This is a genomic window from Streptomyces sp. NPDC002057 (assembly GCF_040296665.1).
Lineage (GTDB): Bacteria > Actinomycetota > Actinomycetes > Streptomycetales > Streptomycetaceae > Streptomyces.
The window spans coordinates 143959-168676 of record NZ_JBEOXR010000004.1 but is presented as its reverse complement, the minus strand read 5'-3'; the positions used below and the strand labels follow the sequence as shown (position 1 = coordinate 168676).

At 74.0% G+C, this 24718-nt stretch carries 24 protein-coding genes; 13 read left to right on the top strand and 11 right to left on the bottom strand.

The window, feature by feature from the left end:
* Window position 1: 1 nt before the first annotated feature.
* Both coaE and ABT129_RS05455 read left to right on the top strand, forming a co-directional pair.
* Complete coding sequence (gene coaE, locus ABT129_RS05460; RefSeq protein WP_351896859.1) at window positions 2-604, top strand: dephospho-CoA kinase; 603 nt, start codon at window positions 2-4, stop codon at window positions 602-604.
* 50 nt (window positions 605-654) lie between these two features.
* The gene (locus tag ABT129_RS05455) at window positions 655-1023 is read left to right on the top strand and encodes a tetratricopeptide repeat protein (protein ID WP_351897065.1); all 369 of its coding nucleotides are present in this window, start codon (window positions 655-657) and stop codon (window positions 1021-1023) included.
* A 16-nt stretch (window positions 1024-1039) separates the two neighbouring features.
* Here ABT129_RS05455 and ABT129_RS05450 read toward each other — a convergent pair whose 3' ends face one another.
* Both ABT129_RS05450 and ABT129_RS05445 read right to left on the bottom strand, forming a co-directional pair.
* Window positions 1040-1309, bottom strand: a complete 270-nt coding sequence (locus ABT129_RS05450) for a DUF6343 family protein (protein WP_351896856.1) — start codon at window positions 1307-1309, stop codon at window positions 1040-1042.
* Window positions 1310-1396: 87 nt separating this feature from the next.
* A complete protein-coding gene (locus ABT129_RS05445) occupies window positions 1397-1732 on the bottom strand; it encodes a hypothetical protein (protein WP_351896854.1) in 336 nt (111 codons plus the stop codon).
* A 236-nt stretch (window positions 1733-1968) separates the two neighbouring features.
* Here ABT129_RS05445 and ABT129_RS05440 point away from each other — a divergent pair, with 236 nt between their 5' ends.
* From ABT129_RS05440 to ABT129_RS05430, 3 genes are all read left to right on the top strand, one after another.
* Window positions 1969-4833, top strand: coding sequence for an SCO1167/SCO6262 family helicase (locus ABT129_RS05440; protein WP_351896852.1), 2865 nt, complete (start codon window positions 1969-1971; stop codon window positions 4831-4833).
* Window positions 4830-6098 (top strand): SWIM zinc finger family protein, encoded by a 1269-nt coding sequence (locus tag ABT129_RS05435; protein WP_351896849.1) that lies wholly within the window; start codon window positions 4830-4832, stop codon window positions 6096-6098. The genes ABT129_RS05440 and ABT129_RS05435 overlap by 4 nt, the downstream gene beginning before the upstream one ends.
* Before the next feature lie 126 nt (window positions 6099-6224).
* A complete protein-coding gene (locus tag ABT129_RS05430) occupies window positions 6225-7022 on the top strand; it encodes a chaplin family protein (RefSeq protein WP_351896847.1) in 798 nt (265 codons plus the stop codon).
* A 71-nt stretch (window positions 7023-7093) separates the two neighbouring features.
* Here the strand turns inward: ABT129_RS05430 and ABT129_RS05425 are convergent, their stop codons facing one another.
* The 3 genes from ABT129_RS05425 to ABT129_RS05415 all read right to left on the bottom strand — a co-directional run bounded on the left by ABT129_RS05425 (window position 7094) and on the right by ABT129_RS05415 (window position 9640).
* Entirely contained in the window at window positions 7094-7783 is a 690-nt protein-coding gene (locus ABT129_RS05425) for a DUF2293 domain-containing protein (protein WP_351896844.1), read from the bottom strand.
* Window positions 7784-7796: 13 nt separating this feature from the next.
* Window positions 7797-8255, bottom strand: coding sequence for a plasmid transfer protein KilB (gene kilB, locus ABT129_RS05420; RefSeq protein WP_351896843.1), 459 nt, complete (start codon window positions 8253-8255; stop codon window positions 7797-7799).
* Window positions 8256-8428: 173 nt separating this feature from the next.
* Window positions 8429-9640 carry a pyridoxal phosphate-dependent aminotransferase gene (locus ABT129_RS05415; RefSeq protein ID WP_351896841.1) on the bottom strand — a complete coding sequence of 404 codons (1212 nt, stop codon included), beginning with the start codon at window positions 9638-9640 and terminating at the stop codon, window positions 8429-8431.
* A 91-nt stretch (window positions 9641-9731) separates the two neighbouring features.
* Here ABT129_RS05415 and ABT129_RS05410 point away from each other — a divergent pair, with 91 nt between their 5' ends.
* Entirely contained in the window at window positions 9732-10376 is a 645-nt protein-coding gene (locus ABT129_RS05410; RefSeq protein WP_351896838.1) for a winged helix-turn-helix transcriptional regulator, read from the top strand.
* 7 nt (window positions 10377-10383) lie between these two features.
* Here the strand turns inward: ABT129_RS05410 and ABT129_RS05405 are convergent, their stop codons facing one another.
* Together ABT129_RS05405 and ABT129_RS05400 are read right to left on the bottom strand one after the other, a co-directional pair.
* The gene (locus ABT129_RS05405; protein WP_351897063.1) at window positions 10384-10797 is read right to left on the bottom strand and encodes a MerR family transcriptional regulator; all 414 of its coding nucleotides are present in this window, start codon (window positions 10795-10797) and stop codon (window positions 10384-10386) included.
* A 26-nt stretch (window positions 10798-10823) separates the two neighbouring features.
* A complete protein-coding gene (locus ABT129_RS05400) occupies window positions 10824-11651 on the bottom strand; it encodes an SDR family NAD(P)-dependent oxidoreductase (RefSeq protein ID WP_351896836.1) in 828 nt (275 codons plus the stop codon).
* Window positions 11652-11747: 96 nt separating this feature from the next.
* Here ABT129_RS05400 and ABT129_RS05395 point away from each other — a divergent pair, with 96 nt between their 5' ends.
* The gene (locus tag ABT129_RS05395) at window positions 11748-12395 is read left to right on the top strand and encodes a nucleoside/nucleotide kinase family protein (RefSeq protein ID WP_351897061.1); all 648 of its coding nucleotides are present in this window, start codon (window positions 11748-11750) and stop codon (window positions 12393-12395) included.
* Between the two features lie 4 nt (window positions 12396-12399).
* On the opposite strand, the gene ABT129_RS05390 is transcribed toward ABT129_RS05395, so the two are convergent.
* Window positions 12400-13314, bottom strand: coding sequence for a carbohydrate kinase family protein (locus ABT129_RS05390; RefSeq protein ID WP_351896834.1), 915 nt, complete (start codon window positions 13312-13314; stop codon window positions 12400-12402).
* Complete coding sequence (locus ABT129_RS05385) at window positions 13311-14291, bottom strand: pseudouridine-5'-phosphate glycosidase (protein WP_351896831.1); 981 nt, start codon at window positions 14289-14291, stop codon at window positions 13311-13313. Before ABT129_RS05385 ends, ABT129_RS05390 begins: the two co-directional genes overlap by 4 nt.
* Before the next feature lie 274 nt (window positions 14292-14565).
* On the opposite strand from ABT129_RS05385, the gene ABT129_RS05380 reads away from it, so the two are divergent.
* The 4 genes from ABT129_RS05380 (at window position 14566) to ABT129_RS05365 (ending at window position 19012) form a co-directional block, all read left to right on the top strand.
* Entirely contained in the window at window positions 14566-14922 is a 357-nt protein-coding gene (locus tag ABT129_RS05380; RefSeq protein ID WP_351896829.1) for a cupin domain-containing protein, read from the top strand.
* Window positions 14923-15263: 341 nt separating this feature from the next.
* Window positions 15264-16604 carry a discoidin domain-containing protein gene (locus ABT129_RS05375; protein WP_351896826.1) on the top strand — a complete coding sequence of 447 codons (1341 nt, stop codon included), beginning with the start codon at window positions 15264-15266 and terminating at the stop codon, window positions 16602-16604.
* Complete coding sequence (locus ABT129_RS05370; protein WP_351896824.1) at window positions 16604-18013, top strand: MFS transporter; 1410 nt, start codon at window positions 16604-16606, stop codon at window positions 18011-18013. The genes ABT129_RS05375 and ABT129_RS05370 overlap by 1 nt, the downstream gene beginning before the upstream one ends.
* A gap of 3 nt (window positions 18014-18016) precedes the next feature.
* Complete coding sequence (locus tag ABT129_RS05365; RefSeq protein WP_351896822.1) at window positions 18017-19012, top strand: TolB family protein; 996 nt, start codon at window positions 18017-18019, stop codon at window positions 19010-19012.
* Between the two features lie 90 nt (window positions 19013-19102).
* Here ABT129_RS05365 and ABT129_RS05360 read toward each other — a convergent pair whose 3' ends face one another.
* Both ABT129_RS05360 and ABT129_RS05355 read right to left on the bottom strand, forming a co-directional pair.
* Window positions 19103-20392: an MFS transporter gene (locus ABT129_RS05360; protein ID WP_351896819.1), complete on the bottom strand. Its 1290-nt coding sequence runs from the start codon at window positions 20390-20392 to the stop codon at window positions 19103-19105.
* Window positions 20393-20628: 236 nt separating this feature from the next.
* Complete coding sequence (locus tag ABT129_RS05355) at window positions 20629-21195, bottom strand: methylated-DNA--[protein]-cysteine S-methyltransferase (protein ID WP_351896818.1); 567 nt, start codon at window positions 21193-21195, stop codon at window positions 20629-20631.
* A gap of 243 nt (window positions 21196-21438) precedes the next feature.
* Here ABT129_RS05355 and ABT129_RS05350 point away from each other — a divergent pair, with 243 nt between their 5' ends.
* Window positions 21439-22338, top strand: a complete 900-nt coding sequence (locus ABT129_RS05350) for an MHYT domain-containing protein (RefSeq protein ID WP_351896816.1) — start codon at window positions 21439-21441, stop codon at window positions 22336-22338.
* 220 nt (window positions 22339-22558) lie between these two features.
* Entirely contained in the window at window positions 22559-24694 is a 2136-nt protein-coding gene (gene uvrB, locus ABT129_RS05345) for an excinuclease ABC subunit UvrB (RefSeq protein ID WP_351896814.1), read from the top strand.
* Window positions 24695-24718: the final 24 nt, after the last annotated feature.

Genomic DNA, 24718 nt, shown 5'->3' with positions numbered 1-24718 from the left:
CATGCTGAAGGTGGGCCTGACCGGCGGGATCGGAGCCGGCAAGAGTGAGGTGTCACGGCTGCTCGTCTCGTACGGGGCCGTGCTGATCGACGCGGACCGGATCGCCCGCGAGGTCGTCGAGCCCGGAACGCCGGGGCTCGCGGCCGTCGTCGAGGCCTTCGGGGACGGCGTCCTCACCGAGGAGGGCACGCTCGACCGGCCGAAGCTCGGCTCCATCGTGTTCGCCGACGCCGACCGTCTCGCCACCCTCAACGCCATCGTGCACCCCCTGGTCGGGGCCCGGTCGGCGGAGCTGGAGGGCCGGGCGGGCACGGGAGACGTGGTCGTCCACGACGTACCCCTGCTCACCGAGAACGGGCTCGCGCCCCTCTATGACCTGGTCGTGGTCGTGGACGCGTCCCCCGAGACCCAGCTCGACCGGCTCGTACGGCTCCGGGGCATGGCCGAGTCCGAGGCGCGGGCCCGGATGGCGGCGCAGGCCACGCGCGCGCAGCGGCTGGCCGTCGCGGAGCTCGTGATCGACAACGACGGGCCGCTCGACGCCCTCGAACCGCAGGTGCGGAAGGTCTGGGACGAGCTGGAGCGCCGCGCCGCGGCGGAATGAGCGGGGCGGGTCCGGTGTTCAACCACCGGATCGAGGGGAAGGATGCCATGGTGGCCGACAGAAACCCGGAAACCCACGTCATCGACTTCCGCGCCGCCGAGCACCTGCTGGCCGCGCGGGACCCGCAGGGCGCCGTGAAGCTGCTCGACTCGGTGATCGCCGCCCACCCCGAGAACACGGCGGCGCGGCTCCTCCGCGCCCGCGCGTTCTTCGCCGCCGCGCAGCTGCGCCCCGCCCAGCTGGAGTTCGAGCTGGTCCTGGAGCGCGAGCCGGACAACGCCTTCGCGCACTTCGCGCTGGCCCGCACCTTCGAGCGCTCCGGTCTGACCGCCCAGGCCACCCGGCACTTCCGTCTCGCCGCCGCGCTCGACCCGAAGCCGGAGTACCTCCAGGCCGCGGGCTTCGACTCGGAGCGGTAGGGCCGGGTCCGGCCGCTCAGCGCCCCGTGCCGCCGTGATCGGGGTCGTACGGCGGAACGTCCCGGCCCGGCTGCCAGTGCGGGCCCTGGCGGAGGTGGCGCACCACCATCACGAGGTCGCAGACGACCACCAGGAACAGCACGCCGCAGGCCACCGCCCAGCCGGGGCGGCCCACCAGCGCGAACGCGGCCGTGCCGAAGGCGGCCCAGAGCAGGCCCCACACGCTCAGCCAGAACCGCATGCGCAGCGGACTGCGCGCGGTCGCCGGCTCGCTGCCCGTACGCATGGCGCTCGCGTCTCCCGTCAGGCCCCCCTTCGGTCACCTTCCAGGATGGACCCGGGGCGAGGAGAACGGGAGCGGCCGGGGGCGGGGCTAGTGGACGACGCTGTAGCTGCGCCAGGGCAGGGTGCCGGGGACGATCCCGTCGCTCAGCGTGGTCGGCAGGTAGGTGGATTCCTCGCCCTTACAGTCCCGCGTCCGGTACAGCACGATGTCGACCAGGGTGTTGTTCTCGACCTTGGTCGCGCCGGAGGGCGCGAGGCGGTGGCAGCCGTTCACCGAGGGGCTGGTCACGGTCACCACGAGGTCGCGTTCCGTCTCGTAGGTGAGCGTGCCGACCATGGTGCGGCCCAGACCTGAGCAGCCGGCGACGGCGAAGGTGAGCAGCACGGCCCCGGTGGCGGTCGTGAGACGCCGGCGAACGGACATGGCGGTTCCTCTTCTGTCGTGGGTCTGACGTGGCTGACGTGGCTGGTGGGTCTGGCGGGTCTGGCGGGTCTGAAGCGGGTCTGACGTGGACACCACGTTCGCGCCCCCGGGGCCGCGTGTCATCCGCTGCTGGGCCGCCCGGGCGAACCCGCCTGGCGGCCGTTGTCAGACCCCCGCCGTAAGGTCGGAGGTCCGATCGACGTACGACGACACCCGGCGGAAGGAGGACGAGCGCCGTGCCACCCACCTGGACGACCAGCGCCGCCGTCTTCCTGCCCGCCGCGCTGCCCCGTGAGGGACGGGTCGCCTTCTGGGCCCCCGACGGCGGAGCCCTGCCGGACCCGGCGGAGAGCGGCGCGGAGCGCGTCGACCTGACCGTCGTCCGACGGCACGGCAGCGGCGCCCGGAGCCGTACCGTGCCCGCCCTGGCCCTCCCGGTCGACGCCGCCCTGCCCCACCTCGTCGCGGCCCGTCACCACCCGGCCGCGCATCCCGCCGCAGCGGGATGGGGCGCCGCCGCCCTGCACGCCCTGCACCTAGTGGCCCGTGGCCGCGTGCTCCCGGGCCTGACCGCCGACGACCTGGACGCCTGGCGGGCCGGTCCCCTGGACGCCGACGACATCGCCCACCTGCGGGCCGTCGCGGCCGCCCTGCCGTACGAGGCGCACGCCGTGCCCGTCCCCGGGCCGGGGCCGCTGCGGCTGCCCGACCCCGAGGCCCTCGTGCGCGCCTTCCTCGACGCGGTCGCCGACACCCTGCCCCGCACCCCGGCCGCCGCCCACGCGGTGGGGGCGCCGTTCGCCGCCCGGGAGCCCCAGCACCTGCCCCGCGCCCGTGCCTGGGCCGCCGAGGCGGCGGCCGGGATGGACGCGGGCGTCCGTGTCTCGCTCCGCCTGGACCTCTCCCCGTACGAACTCTTCGACACGGCCGACAGCGCCGGTGACCCGGAGGGCGCGGACCAGGGGCGGGGCGGCGGGCGGCACGCCGCCGCCGCCGTCCTCCAGGTCCACAGCCTCGCCGACCCCACCCTCGTCATCGACGCCACGGCCCTGTGGGCGGGGGAGGGCGAGCACTTCGGGCCCCGCGCCCGGATCGACGCCGTCCTCGCCCTGCGCCGGGCCGCCCGCGTCTGGCCCCCGCTCGCCCGGCTGCTGGAGCGGGACGTGCCGGACGTCCTCGCCGTCGCCGAGGACGAGCTGTACGAGCTGCTCGGCCCCGCCGCCGCCCGGCTCGCCGACGCCGGGGTCACCGTCCACTGGCCGCGCGAGCTGGCCCGTTCGCTCAGCGCCTCCGCCGTCGTCCGGGCCGACCGGGCCGCGCCCGGCTCCGCGACCGACGGGACCTCGTTCTTCGACAGCGAGGAGCTGCTGCGGTTCAACTGGCAGCTGGCCCTGGACGGCGATCCGCTCACCGAGCGCGAGATGGACCGGCTCGCCGAGGCGCACCGGCCCGTCGTCCGCCTCCGTGACCAGTGGGTCGTCGTCGACCCCGACCTCGTCCGCAAGGCGCGCAAGCGGGAGCTCGGCCTGCTCGAACCGGTCGACGCCCTCGCCGTCGCCCTCACCGGCACCGCCGAGGTGGACGGCGAGACCGTGCCCGCCGTCCCCGTCGGCGCCCTGGCCGCGCTCCGCGACCGGCTGCTCGCCGGCCCCGAGGACGTGCAGGCCCCGCCCGGTCTCACCGCCACCCTCCGCGACTACCAGCTGCGCGGACTCGCCTGGCTGGACCTCATGACCTCGCTCGGTCTCGGCGGCTGCCTCGCCGACGACATGGGCCTGGGCAAGACCGTCACCCTCATCGCCCTCCACCTGCGCCGCGCCCGCCGCGCCCCCACCCTCGTCGTCTGCCCCGCGTCCCTGCTCGGCAACTGGCAGCGGGAGGTGGGGAAGTTCGCGCCCGACGTGCCCGTGCGGCGGTTCCACGGCGCCGACCGCGACCTCGACGGCGTCGAGGGCGGCTTCGTCCTCACCACCTACGGCACCCTGCGGACCAGCGCAGCCCAACTGGCCGGACGGGAGTGGGGGATGGTCGTCGCCGACGAGGCGCAGCACGTCAAGAACCCGTTCTCCGCGACCGCGAAGGCCCTGCGCGAGATCCCCGCGCCCGCCCGGGTCGCCCTCACCGGCACCCCCGTGGAGAACAACCTCTCCGAACTCTGGGCGCTCCTCGACTGGACCACCCCCGGTCTCCTCGGCCCGCTCAAGGCCTTCCGCTCCCGGCACGCGCGCGCCGTGGAGAACCACGAGGAGATCGAGCACGCGGAGGCCGTCGAGCGGCTCGCCCGACTCGTGCGGCCCTTCCTGCTGCGCCGCCGCAAGTCCGACCCCGGCATCGTTCCCGAGCTGCCGCCCAAGACGGAGTCCGACCACCCCGTCCCCCTCACCCGGGAACAGGCCTCGCTCTACGAGGCGGTCGTCCGCGAGACCATGGCGCGGATCGAGGAGTCCGAGGGCATGGCCCGCCGGGGCCTCGTCATGAAGCTGCTGACCTCCCTCAAGCAGATCTGCAACCACCCCGCGCAGTACCTGAAGGAACAGGCACCGCGCGGCAGCGGCACCGCGCGGCTCGCCGGCCGTTCGGGGAAGCTCGCCCTGCTCGACGAACTCCTCGACACGATCCTCGCCGAGGACGGGGCCGTGCTCGTCTTCACCCAGTACGTGTCGATGGCGCGGCTCCTCGCCGACCACCTGGCCGCCCGCGGCGTCCAGGCCCAACTCCTCCACGGCGGCACCCCGGTGGCCGAGCGGGAGCGGATGGTCGACCGCTTCCAGGCGGGTGAGGTCCCCGTCTTCCTGCTCTCCCTCAAGGCCGCGGGCACCGGCCTCAACCTCACCCGCGCCGGCCATGTCGTCCACTACGACCGCTGGTGGAACCCGGCCGTCGAGGAGCAGGCCACCGACCGGGCCTACCGCATCGGGCAGACCCAGCCGGTGCAGGTCCACCGGCTCGTCGCCGAGGGCACGGTCGAGGACCGGATCGCCGAGATGCTCCTCGCCAAGAGAGCGCTCGCCGACGCCGTCCTCGGCTCCGGCGAGGCGGCCCTCACCGAACTGACCGACCGGGAGCTCGCCGACCTGGTCTCCCTGAGGAGGCCCGCGTGACCACCCCACGGGGCGCGCGCGGAGCCGCCCCGCGCCACGACGACCGCCGCCGCAGCTTCCCCCAGGTCGCGCCCCGCGAGGCCCCCGACGGGCGGTTCGCCGCCACCTGGTGGGGAAACGCCTGGGTGGAGGCCCTGGAGGACACCGCCCTCGACCCGGCGCGCCTCGCCCGCGGCAGGGCGTACGCCGGGCGCGGCCACGTCGACGCGATCACCGTCACCCCCGGTCGGGTCGTCGCCTACGTCCACGGCAGCCGGGCCCGCCCGTACCGCACCGAGATCAGGATGCGGACCCTCGGCGACGACGGCTGGGAGCGGTTCCTCGACGAGGCCACCGCCCGCCCCGACCACATCGCCGCCCTCCTCGACAAGGACGTGCCGCACGCCCTGGAAGCGGTGACGGGACTGCTGCCCGCGCCGGGTGACCTCGTCCCCGACTGCTCCTGCCCGGACGACGGTTACCCCTGCAAGCACGCCGCCGCCCTCTGCTACCAGGCCGCCCGGCTCCTCGACGAGGACCCGTTCGTCCTCTTCCTGATGCGCGGACGCGGGGAGCAGGAGCTCCTCGCCGAGCTGACCCGGCGCAACGCGGCCCTGTCTGCCGCCGAGTCGACCGCCGCCGCACCTCCCATGCCCACCGTTCCCGCCCGCGCCGTGCTCGCCGCGACGGAGCGGGCCGCGCCCCCGCTGCCGTCTCCGCTGCCCCTCCCGGACCGGCCCGGCCGGCCCGCGGTCTTCCCGCCCGACCCCGACGCCCCCGACCCGCTCGCCCTCGACCTCCTCGCCTCCGAAGCCGCCGCCCGCGCCCACGCGTTCCTGGTCACGGGGCTCGATCCGGTCGCCGCGCTCAGCCCCTGGCAGGACGCCGTCCGGCTGGCCGCCGCGCACCCCGGTTCGGGGCTCACCGCGTCGACCCGTGCGCTCTACCGCGACCTGGCGTACGCGCTCGACCGCACCCCCACGGAGCTCGCCCGCGCCGTCGCCGCCTGGCGGCAGGGCGGCGCCGCGGGGCTCGCCGTACTCGAAGAGCCCTGGGATCCGCCGGCGGGCCCGTTCGACCGGGCCCGACCCGCCCTGCTCGCCGCCGACTTCCCCGCCTTCCGCCCCTGGCGCAACCGGCTCTCCACCGAGTCACTCCAGCTCCGGCTCGGTCGCGACGGCCTCTGGTACGGCTACGAGTCGGACGCCGGGCGCGAGGACTGGTGGCCGCGCGGCGCCCCCGATCCGGACCCTGTCGGGGCCCTCACCGACCTTCTGGGGCGCTGACGCACACTCGAACGGGTCCCACTCGATGGAGTGAAACCCGTCAACGGCCGGATCCGGCATGTGCGTTTGTCGCGTTGATTCCGGTACGGGCATTCGCCCGTGTACACCTCCGGAAGGCAGGAAGCCATGAGGCAGATTCGCCGAAGTGGTCTGGCCACACTGTTGGTCACGGGTGGGGCGCTCGCCCTGTCGGCGGGCGCCGCGCACGCCGACTCCGGCGCGCAGGGCGCCGCGGTCGGTTCGCCGGGCGTCGGCTCCGGCAACACGGTTCAGCTGCCGGTGCACGTCCCGGTCAACGCCTGCGGGAACACGGTCAACGTCGTCGGTCTGCTCAACCCGGCCTTCGGCAACACGTGTGAGAACCGCTCCGCCCCGCAGGAGCCCTCGGGCTACGGGTCGGACGACGGCGGCGGCAGGTCCCACAAGGACGAGCCCGGTACTCCGCGCGGCGGTGAGCAGGCCGGCGGCTCCCACGGGGGCGGTTCGCAGGGCGGCTCCTCCAACGGCGGCGGCTCCACGGCCGAGGGCCACGCCGAGGGATCTCCCGGCGTCCTCTCCGGGAACGGTCTCCAGCTGCCCGTCGACCTCCCCGTCAACGTCAGCGGGAACTCGGTCAACGTGGTCGGCCTGCTGAACCCGGTCTTCGGCAACACCTCGGTCAACGGGCCCTCGAAGCCCGTGCCGCCGGTCGAGAAGCCGACGCCGCGCCCGCAGACCCCCGTCCGCAACGTCCCGGTCCCGCAGACCGAGACGGAGACGGAGAAGCCCGCCCCGGCCCCCGCGCCGCAGGGTGAGACCCGCCCGGTCGCGCTGGCCGAGACCGGCTCGGACGCCCTGGGCTACGCCGCGTCCGCGAGTGCCGCACTGCTGCTCGGAGGTGCTCTGCTCTACCGTCGCGCGCGCCGCGCCGGAGACCAGGCCTGACGGTTCCGTCCTCGCGGTCCGGTCGACGCACGCCCCGTGGTCCGGCGCCGCGCGCGCTGACACCCGAGCTGTCAGCCGTGTCCCCGACCGCGGGGGTTCTCGCCGCCGCGACGCCAGGCCCGGAGCACCGCCTCGATGGCGGGAGCGACCCTCGTCCGGGCCTGGTGCCGGGTGACCCCCCGCATGAGGAGCGTGTCGTACGGCGTGTCGACATGCCGTACGGAGGCGCGCACCGCGGCCGTGACGGCGCCGCGGTCGAGCGAGCGCCCCGCGGACGTGCGCCCCACCCGTCCACTGCCCTTCGTCGAGGCGTGGACGGCGATCTCCGTCGCCCGGTCCGCCGGGCAGGACGGGAAGAGCCGCAGGATCTCCGACCGGAGGACCTCGGTGATCTCCGCGTCGAGCGCGGCGCGCCGTACCGCGTCCCTCGCCCGGCGCCTGGCCCGGGCCTCCGCGTCGGCCAGGCAGGCCCGTTCCGCCTCGGCGAGCGCGGCCTCCTCGACGAGCAGGCCCTGACGCTCGTAGCGGGTACGGCGCCGGTTGTGCCGTACCACCACGGCCCACAGGGTGCTGCCCTCGCGGGCGCGCCGGGTGAGCGCCGTGTCGCCGCGGCGCAGGAAGACGAGATGCCCGAGGTCGGCGCAGTCCAGGCAGACCGGCGCGTTGAACTCGACGATCATCCGCTCCAGCGGGCCCTGGTGGCACTCCGAGCAGCGGCGGCGACGGAGCGGCTCGACGACGACGGGTGCGACGAGGTCCATGTCCGGGCGCCGTTCAGCGGACGCCGGGCGCGGCGGCGGCGATGAACACGGCGAGTGCCTCCTTCGCCAGCGCGGAGCGGCGGGCGCGCTCCGCCTCGCCGTCCGCGTCGTGCAGGCAGTGGGTCTCCTCGAAGGCGGCCTCGGCCAGCCGCCGGACGTGCGCGTCGTCGCAGACCAACTGGACGCGGAAGAGGGCCTGCCGGGCGGCGGTGCGCTGCCGGTAGGAGGCGTGCCGGGACTCCTCCGCCTCCTCCGAGCCGGGCTCCTCCACCGCCCGGAACCAGCGGTCGTTCTGGCTGTGCCGGTAGTCGACGACCGCGCCCGCGTAGGCGCTGTAGGTCGCGATCCGTTCCTGGCGGAGCTGTTCGGTCCGGGCGAGCGAGGCGGTGCGCTCGGTGGCCCGCCCCTGGAACCAGTGGGTGGCGATGACACCCAACAGGGTTCCCGCCACGGCTATCAGCGCCACATCCATGGCCGACCGCCCCTCCCGTCTCCCTCGGCCGTCTCCACGGCCGATCCCCTCGTCGGGTTCCCTCGCCGGATCCCCTCGGCGAGTCCCTCGTCGGATCCGCTCGTCGGGGTCCGAAGATCCCTCGGACCCTCAGATCATGACAGTCGGGGGGCGGGACGTCACGGTCGGTGGCCTCACTGCCGGTAGCCGCTCAGGAAGCGGCCGATGCGGCTGATCGCGGCGTCGAGGTCGTCGGCGTACGGCAGGGTCAGGATGCGGAAGTGGTCCGGGCGGGGCCAGTTGAAGCCGGTTCCCTGGACGACCTGGATCTTCTCCCGCAGGAGCAGGTCGAGGACGAACCTCTCGTCGTCGTGGATCTTGTGCACGGCGGGATCCAGGCGCGGGAAGACGTAGAGGGCTCCCTTCGGCTTCACGCAGGAGACGCCGGGGATCTCGTTGAGCTTCTCCCAGGCCCGGTCGCGCTGTTCGCGGAGCCGGCCGCCGGGGGCCGTGAGCTCGTGGATCGACTGGCGGCCGCCGAGCGCGGCCTGGATGGCGTACTGGGCGGGGGCGTTGGGGCAGAGCCGCATGGAGGCCAGCATGGTGAGGCCCTCCAGGTAGTTCCTGGCGTGCTGCTTCGGGCCGGTGACGACGAGCCAGCCGGAGCGGAAGCCCGCCACCCGGTAGGTCTTGGAGAGCCCGCCGAAGGTGAGGACGACCAGGTCGGGGGCGAGCGAGGCGGCCGGGTAGTGCACGGCCTCGTCGTAGACGATCTGGTCGTAGATCTCGTCGGCGAAGACCATCAGGCCGTGGCGGCGGGCGAGGTCGAGGATGCCCTCGACGATCTCCTTCGGATAGACCGCGCCGGTGGGGTTGTTGGGGTTGATGATGACCACGGCCCGGGTCCGGTCGGTGATCTTCGACGCCATGTCGTCGAGGTCCGGGTACCAGTCGGCCGACTCGTCGCACAGGTAGTGCACGGCCTTGCCGCCCGAGAGGGTGGTGACCGCCGTCCACAGCGGGAAGTCGGGGGCGGGGATCAGGACCTCGTCGCCGTCCTCCAGAAGGGCCTGGACGGCCATCGAGACGAGCTCCGAGACGCCGTTGCCGAGGAAGACGTCGTCGACGTCGACCTCCGGGAGCCCCATGGCCTGGTAGCGCTGGGCCACGGCACGGCGCGCGGAGAGGATGCCCCGGGAGTCCGTGTACCCGTGGGCCTTGGGGAGCATCCGGATCATGTCCTGGACGATCTCCTCGGGCGCCTCGAAGCCGAAGAGCGCCGGATTGCCGGTGTTGAGGCGCAGGACGCTGTGGCCCGCCTCCTCCAGCGCGTTGGCGTGCTCGATGACCGGGCCCCGGATCTCGTAACAGACCTCGCTCAGCTTGCTCGACTGCCGGAACTCCATGTCCGACCTCCCCAGGTCCCCGGAATCAGTGTTGCTTGGTTTTACCAAGTTCGAGCTTGGAAAGTCCAACAACATGTCTAGACTGCGTCGCATGCCACGCCAGCCACGCCGCCGCAGCTACGACCAGCACTGCGCCGCCGCGCGCGCCCTCGACCTCGTCGGCGACCGGTGGACCCTGCTCGTCGTCCGCGAACTCCTCGCCGGGCCGCGCCGCTACACCGACCTCCACGCCGACCTCCCGGGCGTCAGCACCGACATGCTGGCCGGGCGGCTCAAGGACATGGAGGGCGCCGAGCTCGTCACCCGCCGCCGACTGCCCCCGCCCGCCTCGGCGTCCGTGTACGAGCTCACCCCGCGCGGCCGCGACCTGCTGCCCGTGCTGCGCGCCCTCGCCGCCTGGGGCGCCTCCGACCTGGGCGAACCACGGCCCACCGACGCCGTCCGCGCGCACTGGTACGCGATCCCGCTCCTCGGGCCGCTCGCCGAACGGGGGGCGGGAATCGTCCAGGTGACCCTGGACGAGGGGGAGTTCCACGTACGGGTCGGAGACGACGGAGCCGTCTCGTACGGGGACGGGGTGTACGGCGCCGGTACGGGGGAGGAGCCCGACGCCCGCCTGAGGACCGACGCGGCGACCTGCCGGGCCCTCGCGGGCGGGGAGACGACGCTCGCCGAGGCGATCGAGTCGGGGCGTGCCGTGCTCGACACGACCGCGCGGGCCGCCGGGGTCCGCTGAGCGCGAGTCAGCTTCGGTGCGGACCGCGCGGACCGCGCGGACTGCGCGGGTCGTTCGGACCGTGCGGGTGTGCGTGCGTGTGCGTGGCGAGGATGTGCGCCAGCCTGTCCCGGGCCTCGGTCTGGGCCGCGATCCGCGCGTCGAGCACGGCCAGCCGCTCGCGGGCGATCTCCAGGCCGCGCGCGGACGGCGGGACCGAGGGCATGTCCCCGTCCAGGCAGGAACGGAACGCGGACACGTCGTCCAGGGTGAGGCCCGCGTCGAGCAGGTACCGGATGTTCGCCACCCGTACCGCCGCGCCCTCCTCGTACACCCGGTAGCCGTTGTCCGCGCGCGCCGACGTGATCAGCCCCACCGCCTCGTAGTGGCGCAACGCGCGGGCCGACGCCCCGGTCCGCCGGGCCAGTTCACCGATGCGCAAGGGCGCCACCTCCGCACGCAGTCGTATCACGCGACCAGCGCACCCCCGTCGACGGGCAGGACGGTGCCGGTCAGGAAGGAGGCGTCCGGCGCGGCGAGCGAGGTGATCGCCCAGGCGACCTCCTCGGGCCGGCCGATCCGGCCCAGCGGGGTGTGCGCGAGCTGCCACGCCCGAAGCGCCGCCAACTGCTCGGAGGAGAGGCCCATGTGGTCCGCGATCGGGGTCTCGATCGCGCCGGGCGCCACCGCCACCACCCGGACGCCGGCGGGCGCCAGCTCCAGCGCCCAGCAGCGGGTCAGGGTCTCCAGAGCGCTCTTGGTCGCCGGATAGACGGAGCCGGCGGGCCAGCCGCGCTGCCCGATCGTCGTCGACACGTTCACCACGACGCCCCGGGAGGCGCGGAGCGCGGGGAGGGCGGCTTGGGTGAGCAGCACCGGGGCGACGAGGTTGGTCTCCAGGAGCGGGGCGATCACCGAGCGGTCGAGGGTGCCCAGCGGGCCGCCCGAGGCGATCCCCGCGTTGTTCACGAGCACGTCGAGACGGCCGTGGCCGGTCACGGCCGTCTCGACGATCTCCTCGGGCGCGTCCTCCGCCGTGACGTCGGCGACGAACGGCCGGATGCCGGGGTGCCCCTCGGCGGTCTCCCACAGCGGCTCCTCCCGGCGGCCGACGGCGAGGACGGTCGCCCCCTGTCCGGCGAAGGCACGGGCGGTGGCCCGCCCGATGCCGGTGCCCGCGCCGGTGACGACGACGACCCTGCCGGGTGTGGTGGTGTCCGGGCACCCGGTGTTCGTGCGTGCGGTGGTCGGGCAGTGGGTGTTCGTGCGGTGGGTGTTCACGCGGTCGGTGGTCATGAATCCGATGGTCGAACAGTGACGCCAGTGGCAAGGTCAAGGCGACGGTCCGGTGGTCCGGTGTGCAGGATGAACGGTGTGAGTGGGGCGAGCGGGATGCGATACGAGGCGATCACCTGGGACCGGCTGGCGGAGACGCTCGCCGGACACCTCGACGCGTCCGAGCCGGACGCGGGCGGCAGCCGGCTCAAGGTCGCCCTCGACGGCCCGCCCGCCGCGCCCGGCGGCGAACTCGCGGAGCTGCTCGCCGAGGCGCTGCGGACGCGCGGGCGCGCGGTGCACGTCGTGGGGACCGGTGGCTTCCTGCGGCCCGCGTCCCTGCGGTACGAGTACGGGAAGCAGGACCCGGACGCGTACTACGACGGGTGGACGGACGTCGGGGCGCTCTGGCGGGAGATCTTCAACCCGCTGGAACCCGGCGGCACCGGGCGGGTGCTGCCCGACCTGTGGGATCCGGTACGCGACCGGGCGACCCGCAGCCCGTACGTGACGCTGCCGCCGGGTGGGGTGCTCGTGCTGCACGGGCCCTTCCTGCTCGGTCACTGGTTCCCCTTCGACCTCACCGTGCACCTGCGACTCTCGCCCGCCGCCCTCGCCCGGCGCACCGGGGAACCCTGGGCCCTGCCCGCCTTCGCCCGGTACGAGACGGAGGTCGACCCGGGTGCGGCGGCCGACGCCGTCGTACGTGCCGACGACCCGCGCCACCCGGCGTGGACCGGGCTGGGCCGGCGGCCGGAGGCATGAGCCGTCAGGGCCCGGGGGGAACGTCCGGGGGTCTGCCGCCCACCACCGTGACCGCCTCCGACCCCGCGCGGCAGCCCGCCTCGGCGGCCTTCGCCGGGTCCGCGCCCGCGAGCCGGGCCGCCAGGAACGCCCCGGTGAACGCGTCGCCCGCGCCCGTCGAGTCCACCGGCCGCACCGCGGGCGCCTCCACTCGCGCGATGACCGCACCCCCCTCGGCGACCAGCGCGCCCGCCGCCCCCAGGGTCATCACGACCAGCGGGAACCGACGGCTCAACTCGGCCGCCGCCACCTCGGGTTCGTCGCGGCCGGTCAGTGCGCGGGCCTCGTCGACGTTGGGCAGCAGGACCTCGGCGCCCTCCGCCGCCGCCAGGAACCGCTCCGGTCCCAGCTCCGCCAGGAACCCCGCCGACGCCGGGTCCACACTGACCGGAATCCCCGCCCCTCCCGCCTCCCGCAGCGCCCGCCGGACCGTCTCGCGGCTCGCGGCGGCGAAGAAGAGGTAGCCGGAGAGGTGCAGCCGGGCCACGCCGTCGAGCAGGCGGGCGGACCAGTCCTCGGGGGCGAGGCGCAGCGCGGCGCCGCTGTCGGTCAGGAAGGTGCGCTCGGCGGTGGGGTCCACCAGCGCGATCACGGTGGCCGTCGCCGTCTCCGCGTCCGTGACCAGCAGGGGGCGCACGCCCGCGCGGCGCAGCGCCCGGTCGTGCCAGACGGCGCTGTCCGTCCCCACCCGGCCGAGGAGCCGCACCTCCTCGCACCCGGAACGCGCGGCCCAGCAGGCCGCGTTGGCTCCGGCGCCGCCCGGGAGGGTCCGGATCTCCGCCGCCGTGTCCGTGGCCGGGGCGAGCGGCGTCCGGTGCCGGGCGACGACGTCCGTGACCACGTCGCCGACGACGAGCAGCGCGCCCGCCGCCCGGCTCACCGACCGCTCACGCCGGGCACCGGGCCCGAGCCCGGGTCCGACTCCGAACCCGTGTTGCGGTGCGCGCCCACGCCCGAGTCGTACGCGCCCGCGATGCGCGCCGCGAGCCGCACGTTGCCCCGTACCGCCGCCAGGTTGGCCTCCAGGGACGCGCCCTCCGTGTGGACCGTCAGGTGTTCGAGCAGGAAGGGTGTCACCGCCTGTCCCGTGATCCCCTTCTCCTTCGCCGCCGTGAGGCCCGCCGCGAGCACCCGGTCGTGCAGCGCGGGATCCAACTGCTCCGCCACCGGAACCGGGTTGGCCACGACGAGCGCCGCACGGGGTCCGCCGAGCCGGTCCTGCGCCCGTATCACCCCGGCCACCTCCTCCGGGGTCCGCAGGGTCCAGTCGACGGGCTCGCCCGAGGAGGAGAGGTAGAAGCCGGGGAAGTGCTCCGAGCCGTACCCCACGACCGTCACCCCCAGCGTCTCCAGGCGCTGGAGCGTCGCCGGCACGTCGAGGATCGACTTGACCCCGGCACAGACCACGGTGATCCCGACCCGGGCGAGCAGCCGCAGGTCGGCGGACTCGTCCTGGGTCTCGGTCCACTCGCGGTGCACGCCGCCGAGGCCGCCGGTCGCGAACACCCGGATGCCGGCCGCGTCGGCGAGCCAGGCCGTCGCCGAGACCGTCGTCGCTCCGGTCGCACCGGTCGCCAGGGCCGGGGCCAGGTCGCGGTGGCCCAGCTTCCGTACCGCCGGGTCCTCGGCGATCCGGGTCAGGGACGCCAGGTCCAGACCGACCCTGGCCGTGCCGTCGACCACGGCGACGGTGGCGGGGACCGCGCCCCCGGCCCGCACCAGTCCCTCCAGCTCCAGGGCCACGGCCAGGTTGCGCGGGCGCGGCAGGCCGTGGGCGATGATCGTCGATTCGAGCGCGACGACGGGACGCCCCTCGTGGAGCGCCTCCCGTACCTCTTCGGACACCTGTGTGGACATGTCCCATTCCTGGCGCGACCACGCGCCCCGCAAACCTCGTCGGCGAGCTCCCGCCACACGGCGGGCGGCGGCTGCGGAATCCGTCACGCGGTGCCCGGCCCACGTGTCCGGGCCGGGCGCGGCACCCGCCGGGCGCTGCGCCGAAGGGGTCGTGCGGATTTCGTCGTCGTCGCGGGATCCGGGCATCGCGCCTGGTGGGAGGCGAAGCGGAGGGGTTCGGTCCAGACCCTCCCGGCCTCGGAGCGGCCCCGGACCCCCGCTACAGTCACCGCCCATGACGACACATGACCAGCCCTCCTTCGCCGTGCACATCCCCGACGCGGAGCTCGAACCGGAGCCGCTCGACCCCGCCCAGATCGTCTCCGGCACGCCCGAGGTGACCGGCAAGGTGCTGTGGGAGTCGGCCGACGGCAAGCAGCTGCGCGGCATCTGGCAGATCACTCCCGGCGTCGTGACCGACACCGAGGCCAACGAGCTCTTCGTGGTGGTCTCCGGCCGGGCGACCGTCGCCGTCGAGGGCGGGGACACCCTGGAGATCGGCCCCGGGGACGCCTGTGTGCTGCGCGAGGGCGACAGGACCACCTGGACCGTGCACGAGACCCTGCGCAAGGCGTACCACATCAGCCTCTGAGGCCGGACGGGGCCCGGACGCCGTGGGCGGAGACGTCGGACAGGCCCGAAATCGCCCGTGTCCATGGGCGGTTGAGAGTCTGGTAGGAAACCTTACTATCGGCTAGCATCCCCGGCAGCGGCTCGGCGCGGCGCCCCACCCCAAGGGCGTGACGCGCTCAGCGAGAGCTCTGACCCGGCCGCCGAGCACCACCCCGCCGCGTGGCGCCCCGAACGCCACCCGGCCGGTCGTCCGTGTCCGCACCGCGCGGCACGGGCGTCCCGGCCCGCCGTGCGGCCGGTCCGTGGTGCACCGCACCGGTGTCCAGCTCTCGCCGACCCCACAGGCCAGGGAGCCCAGGTATGCGCCTGAACGCCTCCGCCCCACCCCGCTCCGCGACCCGCCGTCTGCCCCTCGTCCTCACCGCCGTCCTGCTGCTCGTCGGCGGGCTCCTGCTCGCCCTCCCGGAACGCGCCGGGGCCGCCGCCGACGTCCTGATCTCCCAGGGCCGACCGGCCACGTCGTCCTCCGTCGAGGACAGCACGTTCGGCCCGGAGAAGGCCTTCGACGGCGTCTCCACCACCCGCTGGGCCAGCGCCGAGGGCTCCGACCCCCAGTGGATCCGGGTCGACCTCGGCCCCTCGGCCACCGTCTCCCGCGTCAAGCTCGTCTGGGAGGCCGCGTACGCCAAGGCCTACCGCGTCGAGATCTCCGCCGACGGCACCACCTGGACCCGCCTCGCCAACGAGACCGCGGGCAACGGCGGCACCGACGACTGGACCGGACTCACCGGCCAGGGTCGCCATCTGCGCGTCCACGGAACCGCGCGCGGCACCTCGTACGGCTACTCGCTCTTCTCGGTGGAGGTCTACGGCACCGCCGGCACCACCACCCCGCCGACCGGCTCCTTCACCGTCGTCGCGGCCGGCGACATCGCCGCCCAGTGCACGGCCTCCAGCAGTTCCTGCGCCCACCCCAAGACGGCGGCCCTGGCCCAGCGGATCGCGCCCTCCTTCTACCTGACGATGGGCGACAACCAGTACGACGACGCCCTGCTCTCCGACTTCCGCGCCTACTACGACAAGAGCTGGGGCGCCTTCAAGGCGAAGACCCGGCCGGTCCCCGGCAACCACGAGACCTACGACCCGGCCGGCCCGCTGGCCGGCTACAAGTCGTACTTCGGCTCGATCGCCTACCCGCAGGGCAAGTCGTACTACAGCTACGACCAGGGCAACTGGCACTTCGTCGCCCTCGACTCCAACTCCTTCGACGACGCCGCGCAGATCCAGTGGCTCAAGGACGACCTCGCGAGGAACACCAAGGGCTGCGTCGCCGCCTACTTCCACCACCCGCTGTACTCCTCCGGCGGCCACGGCAACGACCCTGTCTCCAAGCCCGTCTGGCAGATCCTCTACGGCGCCAGGGCCGACCTCGTCCTCAACGGACACGACCACCACTACGAGCGCTTCGCCCCGCAGGACCCCAACGGGCGGGCCACCGCCGACGGCATCGTCGAGATCGTCGGCGGCATGGGCGGCGCCGAGCCCTACGACATCGAGACGGTCCAGCCCAACAGCCAGAAGCGGATCAGCGGTCCGTACGGCGTCCTGAAGCTGGACCTCACCGACACCACCTACACCTGGCAGTACGTCGGCACCGACAACCAGGTGAAGGACTCCGGCCCGACCTACACCTGCCACTGATGTACCTCGCGACCACCGGTCGCCGCGACGCGCCGCCCGCCCCCTCTGGGGTCCGGCGGCGCGTCCCGGGCACCGTCCTCGCCCTCGGCGCGGTCAGCCTCGTCACCGACGTCTCCTCGGAGATGGTGACCGCCGTCCTGCCGCTCTACCTGGTCCTCGGACTCGGTCTCTCCCCGCTCCAGTTCGGGCTGCTCGACGGTCTGTCGACCGGCGCCACCGCGCTCGTACGGCTCCTCGGCGGCGCCACCGCCGACCGCGGCGGCCGCCACAAACAGGTCGGCGGGCTCGGTTACGCCCTCTCCGCCTGCTCCCGCCTCGGCCTCCTCCTCGCCGGCGGCGCGACCGGCTGGATCGCCGGGGCGCTCGCCGCCGACAAGCTGGGCAAGGGCGTGCGCACCGCCCCGCGCGACGCCCTCATCACCCTGCACACCCCGCCCGAGGACCTCGGCCGTGCCTTCGGAACCCACCGCGCCATGGACACCACCGGAGCGCTCCTCGGCCCCCTGGCCGCCTTCGCGCTGCTGTGGGCGACGGCCGACGCGTACGACGCCGTCTTCGCCGTCAGCTTCTGCGTCGGCGCGTTCGGCGTCCTGCTCTGGCTGCTCCTCGTCCCCGGCCGAACCCCGGGCGCCGGAAAGCGGACCCCCGGTGCCGAGAAGCGCACCCCCGGCGAGGGGAGCCGCACCCCCGGCGACCGGCGGACCCCCGGCCACGAGACGAGGTCGAACGCTCCGCCGCGGCCACGCGCGCGTGGCGGGCTCCCCGCCGGGCCGCGCTCGCCCGCGTACCGACGGATCGTGCTCTGCGCCGGACTCCTCGGAGCCGCCACCATCGGCGACTCCTTCCTCTACCTGCTGCTCCAGCGACGGCTCGCGTTCGACGCCACCTGGTTCCCCTTCCTGCCGCTCGGCGCGGCCGCCGTCTATCTGCTGCTCGCGCTCCCCGCCGGGCGACTCGCCGACCGCGTCGGGCGGCGAGGCCCCCTCCTGTACGGGCACGGGGCCCTGCTCCTCGCCTACGGACTGCTCCTGACCCCTCTGCCCGACCCGGCGGTCCTCCTCGGCGTCCTGCTGCTGCTCGGGGTCTTCTACGCCACCACGGACGGCGTCCTGATGGCCCTGACCGGCCCCTTCCTGACCGAGGGACGGCAGGCGGGCGGTCTCGCGGTCGTCCAGACCGCGCAGGCCCTCGCCCGGGTCGGAGCCGCCGTCGCGTTCGGCGCCGTCTGGACCGCCGGCGGGCCCGAGGCCGCGCTCGTCGCGGCGATGCTCGCCCTCACGGCCGCCCTCTGCTGCGCCGCGCGCCTGCTGCCCGCCACCCCCGCGAAGAGGCCCACCGGCCCCTCGGGGACGGGCGCCCCGACTCCCGCCGGGAGCGTCGTCCCCGAACACCCCGAGAGGACCGACTGACCCATGTCCGACCCGACCGGTGCCCACCCGTCCACCCGCACCCGCGTGTGGATCCTCGTCCTCGCCCTCCTGCTGCTCGGCGGAGGGGCCACCGCCTACACCCTGCGGGCGGCCTCGGGTCGCGAGGCCGCGGCCACCGGGACCGCTGCCCCCGGCTTCACCCTCGACGGCGGTGCCTCCGCGCTCTACGCCCGGGACACCGCCAGCGGCCGCGTCGCGCGCGTGGACCCGTCCGCACCCGGCGGCCGGGTGGCGGGAGGCCCCTCCTGCGACCGTTTCCACGCGGCCGGATCAACGGCCCTCTGCCTCCAGCGCCGACCGGGCGTCCCGGCCCGTTCGTACGTCCTGGTGCTCGACCGGGAGCTGCGCGAGGTGCGCCGCATCGGCCTGCCGGGGATTCCCAGCCGGGCCCGGGTCTCTGCCTCGGGACACATGCTCTCCTGGACGATGTTCGCGACCGGCGACTCCTACGCGCGCTCGTCCTTCTCCACCCGCACCTCGATCCTCGACCTGCGTACCGGCTACCTGGTGAAGAACATCGAGCAGATCCCCCTCACCCTCGGCGGCCGCCGTCACCACGCCCCCGACGTCAACTACTGGGGCGTCAGCTTCGCCGCCGACGACAACCGTTTCTACGCCACCGTGTCGACCGGCGGCCGTACCCATCTCGTCGAGGGGGACATGAGGAGCTGGTCGGCCCGGGCCCTGCGGGAGAACGTCGAGTGCCCGTCGCTCTCCCCGGACGGCACACGGATCGCCTTCAAGAAGCGGGTCTCCGACGGCCCGCGCGAGCCGTGGCGGCTGTACGTGTACGAGCTGGGCACCGGGCGCGAACACGCGGTCGCCGAGCGGCGCGGCATCGACGACCAGGCGCTCTGGACGGACCGGGAGACCCTGGCGTACGGCTTCGGGGGAGCGGTCTGGGCCGTACCGGCCGACGGCACGGGCGCGCCGCGCCGACTGGCGGCCGGGGCGTCCTCTCCGGCGGTGCCGCGCTGACTCCGTCCGGACGCTCCGCGCTTCAGGCGCGGCGGCGCGGCCCGGCCGCTCCGGAGCGGTGGGCCTTCGAGCCTCAGGCCTTCCGGAGCCTCAGGCCTTCCGGAGCGAGCCGCGCAGCGCGAGCGCCGCCATCGGCAGCAGCAGGCAGGCGGCGATCGCGTTCAGCGGTCCGTAACCCGCCTGCGCGACGATCAGGCCCGCCAGGAGGGCGGCGAGTCCGGCGGAGGTGTTCATGATGAAGTCGGAGAGCCCCTGGGCCGCCGCCCGCGCGGCCTGCGGCACCGAGTCGGTGAGCAGCGCCGAGCCGGAGACCAGGCCCGCCGACCATCCCAGGCCGAGGACGAAGAGCCCCAGGGCGGTCCGGCCGTGGCTGGGCCCTGCCGTGCCCGCGATGAGGGCCGCCAGGCCGATGAGCCCGACCGCGAGCCCGATCACCGACAGCCGCCCCAGGCGGTCGGACAGCCAGCCCATCAGGGGCGAGAAGGCGTACATGCCCGCGATGTGGCCGCTGATGACGAGCCCGATGAGCTGGATGTCCGCGCCGTGGTGGGTGAGCGCCACCGGGGTCATCGACATGATCGACACCATCGCGGTGTGCGAGACGGCGACGGTGACCAGGGCGAGGCGGGCCCGCGGGGACTCCCGCACCGCCCGCATCCCCGCCCGCAGCGAGCGGCTCTCCGCTGCCTCGCCGCCCGCCTCGGCGTCGGTCAGCGCGCGGGCGGTGAGCAGCGGGTCCGGACGCAGCAGCAGGGCCACCACGGCCGCCGCGACCACGAAGACGCCGGCGGCCCAGACGAAGGGCCCCGCGGTGGCGGGGATTCCCCAGCCCGAGACGCTCTTCCCGGCCGGCGCGGCGATGTTCGGGCCGAGCACCGCTCCGATCGTGGTCGCCCACACCACCGTGGAGATGGCCCGAGCCCTGCGGTCCGGCTCGGCCAGGTCGGCGGCGGCGAAGCGGGCCGCCAGGTTCGCCGAGGACCCGGCGCCGAAGCCGACGAGCCCGGCGAGCAGCAGGACGAAGCTGCCGACGACCGCCCCGAGCACCGCGACCCCGGCACCGACCGCTCCGATCAGGTACGCGAGGACGAGGCCGGCCCGTCGCCCCCGGGAGGCCATGAGCGCGGCCAGCGGCATGGCGAGCAGTGCGGGACCGGCCACCGTCGCCGTCGACGCCAGACCGGAGAGGGCCTCGGAGCCGCTGACGTCCTTGGCGAGGACGGCGGAGAGCGCGACCCCGGTGGCGATGCCGAGGCCCCCGAGGATCTGGGTGGCGATCAGCACGCCCTGGACGCGCCGACGCAGGGCCGGCAGCTCGGCGTCGGTGACGGGTATCCGCTCGGTGAGGGTGGCGTCACGGGCGCCGGGGGTCTGGGTCACTTACGTGAGTGTGCCAGCCGTCCCATCTGATGGGAACGGTCCCCTTCGGGGGCCCTCGGAGCAGCGCTCTCCGCCCTTCGGCGCGGTGCTCTCCGCTCCCTCGGCACAGTGATCCCCGAGGCCCCGGAACAGTGCTGCCCGAGCCCTCGGAACAGCGATGCCCGCGCCCCCGGAACAGTGCTGCCCGGGCCCTCGGAACAGCGATGCCCGAGCCCTCGGAACAGGTGCCCGAGCCCTCAGAACAGCGGTGCCGGCAGTACGCCTTCGAGTGCCAGCAGCTGTCTCTTGGTCTCCAGGCCGCCCCCGAAGCCGCCGAGCCCGCCGTCGCTCTCCACCACACGGTGGCACGGCACCACCACCGGCAGCGGGTTGGAGCCCATCGCGGCCCCGACCGCCTGGGCCGCCCCCGGCTGCCCCACGCGCTTGGCCAGCTCCCCGTACCCGACGACCGTGCCGTACGGGACACCGCTCGCCAGCTCGCGCAGCACCTGCCGGTTGAACCCCGCCGTCAGGCTCCAGTCGAGGGGCAGGTCGACATCGCCGGGCTCGCCCGCGAAGTACCGGTCGAGCCCTCGTATCGCGCCCGCGAGCAGCCCCGAGGCGCGCTCCACCGGCACCGCGCCGAGCTGCCCGGCCAGCCGGTCCAGCATCTGCGCCCGCCGTGCCGCGTCGGCGTGGAACTCGACGCGCACGAGCCCGCGCTCGGTCGCGGCGAGGAAGAGCGGTCCGATGGAGCTCTCCATGACCGTCCACTCGACCGGGACGGGCCGCTCGCCGCCCGCCGGTCCCGCTTCGATGTCCATGGCGCCCACCGTACGACCCGCCACTGACAGCCGAGGTCGGAATCGGCGGCCCGGGGGGCTCCGGCGGCCCCGGGAATCGTTGTCGAGATCACGGAGCGGTCTCGCTCAGGTCTCACGAGCAGTAATTCCCCGGTCACGTGGTCGCCGGGCCCCCGGCGCGCCATAATCTCGCCCCGGTAGTACTACCCAGCGGTACCGACTGTTTTCGGACGACGTGGCACCAGGGGTGGAGGACACACGCTCATGCAGGGCACGGTCGACGGATTCAGCTACGGGCTCGTCACTCCGGTGGCGGCCTTTCTCATGGCGTGCCTGGGTGGCGCCCTCGGCCTCCGCTGCACCACGAGATCGCTCCGCCACCGCGACAGCTTCAAGGCGGGCTGGCTCGTCCTGGGCGCCACCTCCATCGGCAGCGGCATCTGGACCATGCACTTCATCGCGATGATGGGCTTCTCCGTCCGGCAGGCGCCCATCCACTACGACCTGCCCATCACCTTCGCCAGCCTGGGCGTCGCGGTGGTCATGGTCGGCATCGGCATCTTCATCGTCGGATACCGCGGGGCGACCGCCCTCACCCTGGTCACCGGCGGCACCATCACCGGCCTCGGCGTCGCCACCATGCACTACCTGGGCATGGCCGGCATGCGTCTCCAGGGGCGCATCGAGTACGACACGCTCACCGTGGCGTTCTCCGTGGTCATCGCCGTCGTGGCCGCCACCACGGCCCTCTGGGCGGCCGTTTCCGTCCATGGATTTCTGGCCAGCCTCGGCGCGAGCCTCGTGATGGGCGTCGCCGTCAGTGGTATGCACTACACCGCCATGGCGGCCGTCAGCGTGCACCTGCACGGAACCGAGCGTTCCACCGGCACCGGCGACGCCGCCACCTCGCTCCTCCTGCCGATGCTGATCGGCCCGGCGGTCTTCCTCATCCTCGCCGCCGTCGTCGTCATGTTCGACCCGCTGCTCGTGATGGGCGACCCCGACTGGAAGGCGACCGCCGCCCGGGGCCCGCACCGCCCCGGCGTGCCCGCCCCGCGTCACGTGCCGTCCTACGGCGAGCCCGCCAACTGGTCGGCCCGGACCGCCGGACGCGGCGCCCGCAGGAGCGTGGCCCGGGGCGGCCACCGCTCCCAGGACTGGTGAGCGGAGCCGCAGGGACCACGATCGGGGCGCTCCGGCGAACGACGACGGGGCGCTCCGGCGAACGACGACGGGGCGCTCCCGGCCGCGGTGACCGGGCCGGTGACGAGGCCGGTGGAGGGGCCGGTGGCGGGGCCGGTGGAGGGGCCGGTGGAGGGGCCCGGCGGGCGGGCGGTCCGCCGATCACCACCCGACTGTCGGTGCCGGGTCGTACGGTGGTTGCATGCGGCCCGTTTCCAAGATCGAACGTTCGGTGGCGCCCTTCGAGGTCGTCAGCTCCTACCAGCCCAGCGGCGACCAGCCGACGGCCATCGCCGACCTGGAGCGGCGTATCCGCGCGGGCGAGAAGGACGTCGTGCTCCTCGGTGCCACCGGCACCGGAAAGTCGGCCACCACCGCGTGGATGATCGAGAAGCTCCAGCGCCCCACCCTGGTGATGGCGCCGAACAAGACGCTGGCGGCCCAGCTGGCGAACGAGTTCCGCGAACTCCTGCCGAACAACGCGGTCGAGTACTTCGTCTCGTACTACGACTACTACCAGCCCGAGGCGTACGTGCCGCAGTCGGACACGTACATCGAGAAGGACTCCTCCATCAACGAGGAGGTGGAGCGGCTCCGCCACTCCGCGACGAACTCCCTGCTCACCCGCAGGGACGTCATCGTCGTCGCCTCCGTCTCCTGCATCTACGGCCTCGGCACGCCCCAGGAGTACGTGGACCGGATGGTCCAGCTCAAGGTCGGCGAGGAGGTCGACCGCGACCAGCTGCTGCGCCGCTTCGTCGACATCCAGTACACGCGCAACGACCTGGCGTTCACCCGCGGCACCTTCCGCGTCCGCGGCGACACCATCGAGATCTTCCCGGTCTACGAGGAGCTCGCCGTCCGCATCGAGATGTTCGGCGACGAGATCGAGGCCCTCTCCACCCTCCACCCGCTCACCGGCGAGGTCATCAGCGAGGACCGCGACCTGTACGTGTTCCCCGCCAGCCACTACGTCGCCGGCCCCGAGCGCATGGAGCGCGCGGTCAACGACATCGAGCGCGAGCTGGAGGTCCGTCTCGCCGAGCTCGACAAGCAGGGCAAGCACCTGGAGTCCCAGCGCCTGCGCATGCGGACCACGTACGACATCGAGATGATGCGCCAGATCGGCTCCTGCTCCGGCATCGAGAACTACTCGATGCACTTCGACGGACGCGAGCCCGGCTCCGCGCCCAACACGCTCATCGACTACTTCCCCGAGGACTTCCTCCTCGTCATCGACGAGTCGCACGTCACCGTGCCCCAGATCGGCGCGATGTACGAGGGCGACGCCTCCCGCAAGCGGACCCTGGTCGACCACGGCTTCCGGCTGCCGTCCGCCCTCGACAACCGCCCGCTCAAGTGGGAGGAGTTCCAGGAGCGGATCGGCCAGACCGTCTACCTCTCCGCGACCCCCGGGACGTACGAACTCTCGCGCGGCGACGGCTTCGTCGAGCAGATCATCCGCCCCACCGGCCTCATCGACCCCGAGGTCGTCGTCAAGCCCACCGAGGGCCAGATCGACGACCTCGTCCACGAGATCCGGCTGCGCACCGAGAAGGACGAGCGGGTCCTCGTCACCACCCTCACCAAGAAGATGGCCGAGGACCTCACCGACTACTTCCTGGAGCTCGGCATCCAGGTGCGCTACCTGCACAGCGACGTCGACACCCTGCGCCGCATCGAGCTCCTGCGCGAGCTGCGCGCCGGCGAGTACGACGTCCTCGTCGGCATCAACCTGCTGCGCGAGGGCCTCGACCTCCCCGAGGTGTCCCTCGTCGCCATCCTCGACGCCGACAAGCAGGGCTTCCTGCGCTCCGGGACCTCCCTGATCCAGACGATCGGCCGCGCCGCCCGAAACGTCTCGGGCCAGGTCCACATGTACGCGGACCGGATCACCCCGGCGATGGAGCAGGCCATCGACGAGACCAACCGGCGCCGCGAGAAGCAGATCGCGTACAACACGGAGCACGGCATCGACCCGCAGCCGCTCCGCAAGAAGATCAACGACATCGTCGCGACCATCGCGCGCGAGGAGATCGACACCGAGGAACTGCTCGGCACCGGCTACCGCCAGGGCAAGGAGGGCAAGGGCGCCAAGGCCCCCGTTCCCTCGCTCGCCGCGCACGGCGTCAAGGGCAAGGGCAAGGGCAGGGCCGGCTCCACCGTGGAACTCGGCGACCGGCCCGCCACGGAACTGGCCGCGATCATCGAGGAGATGACCGACCGGATGCGCGCCGCCGCCGCCGAGCTGCAGTTCGAGGTGGCCGCCCGGCTCCGTGACGAAGTGGGAGAGCTGAAGAAGGAGTTGCGCCAGATGAAGGAGGCGGGACTCGCCTGACCGGTCGTGGTCCGGTGTGTTGCA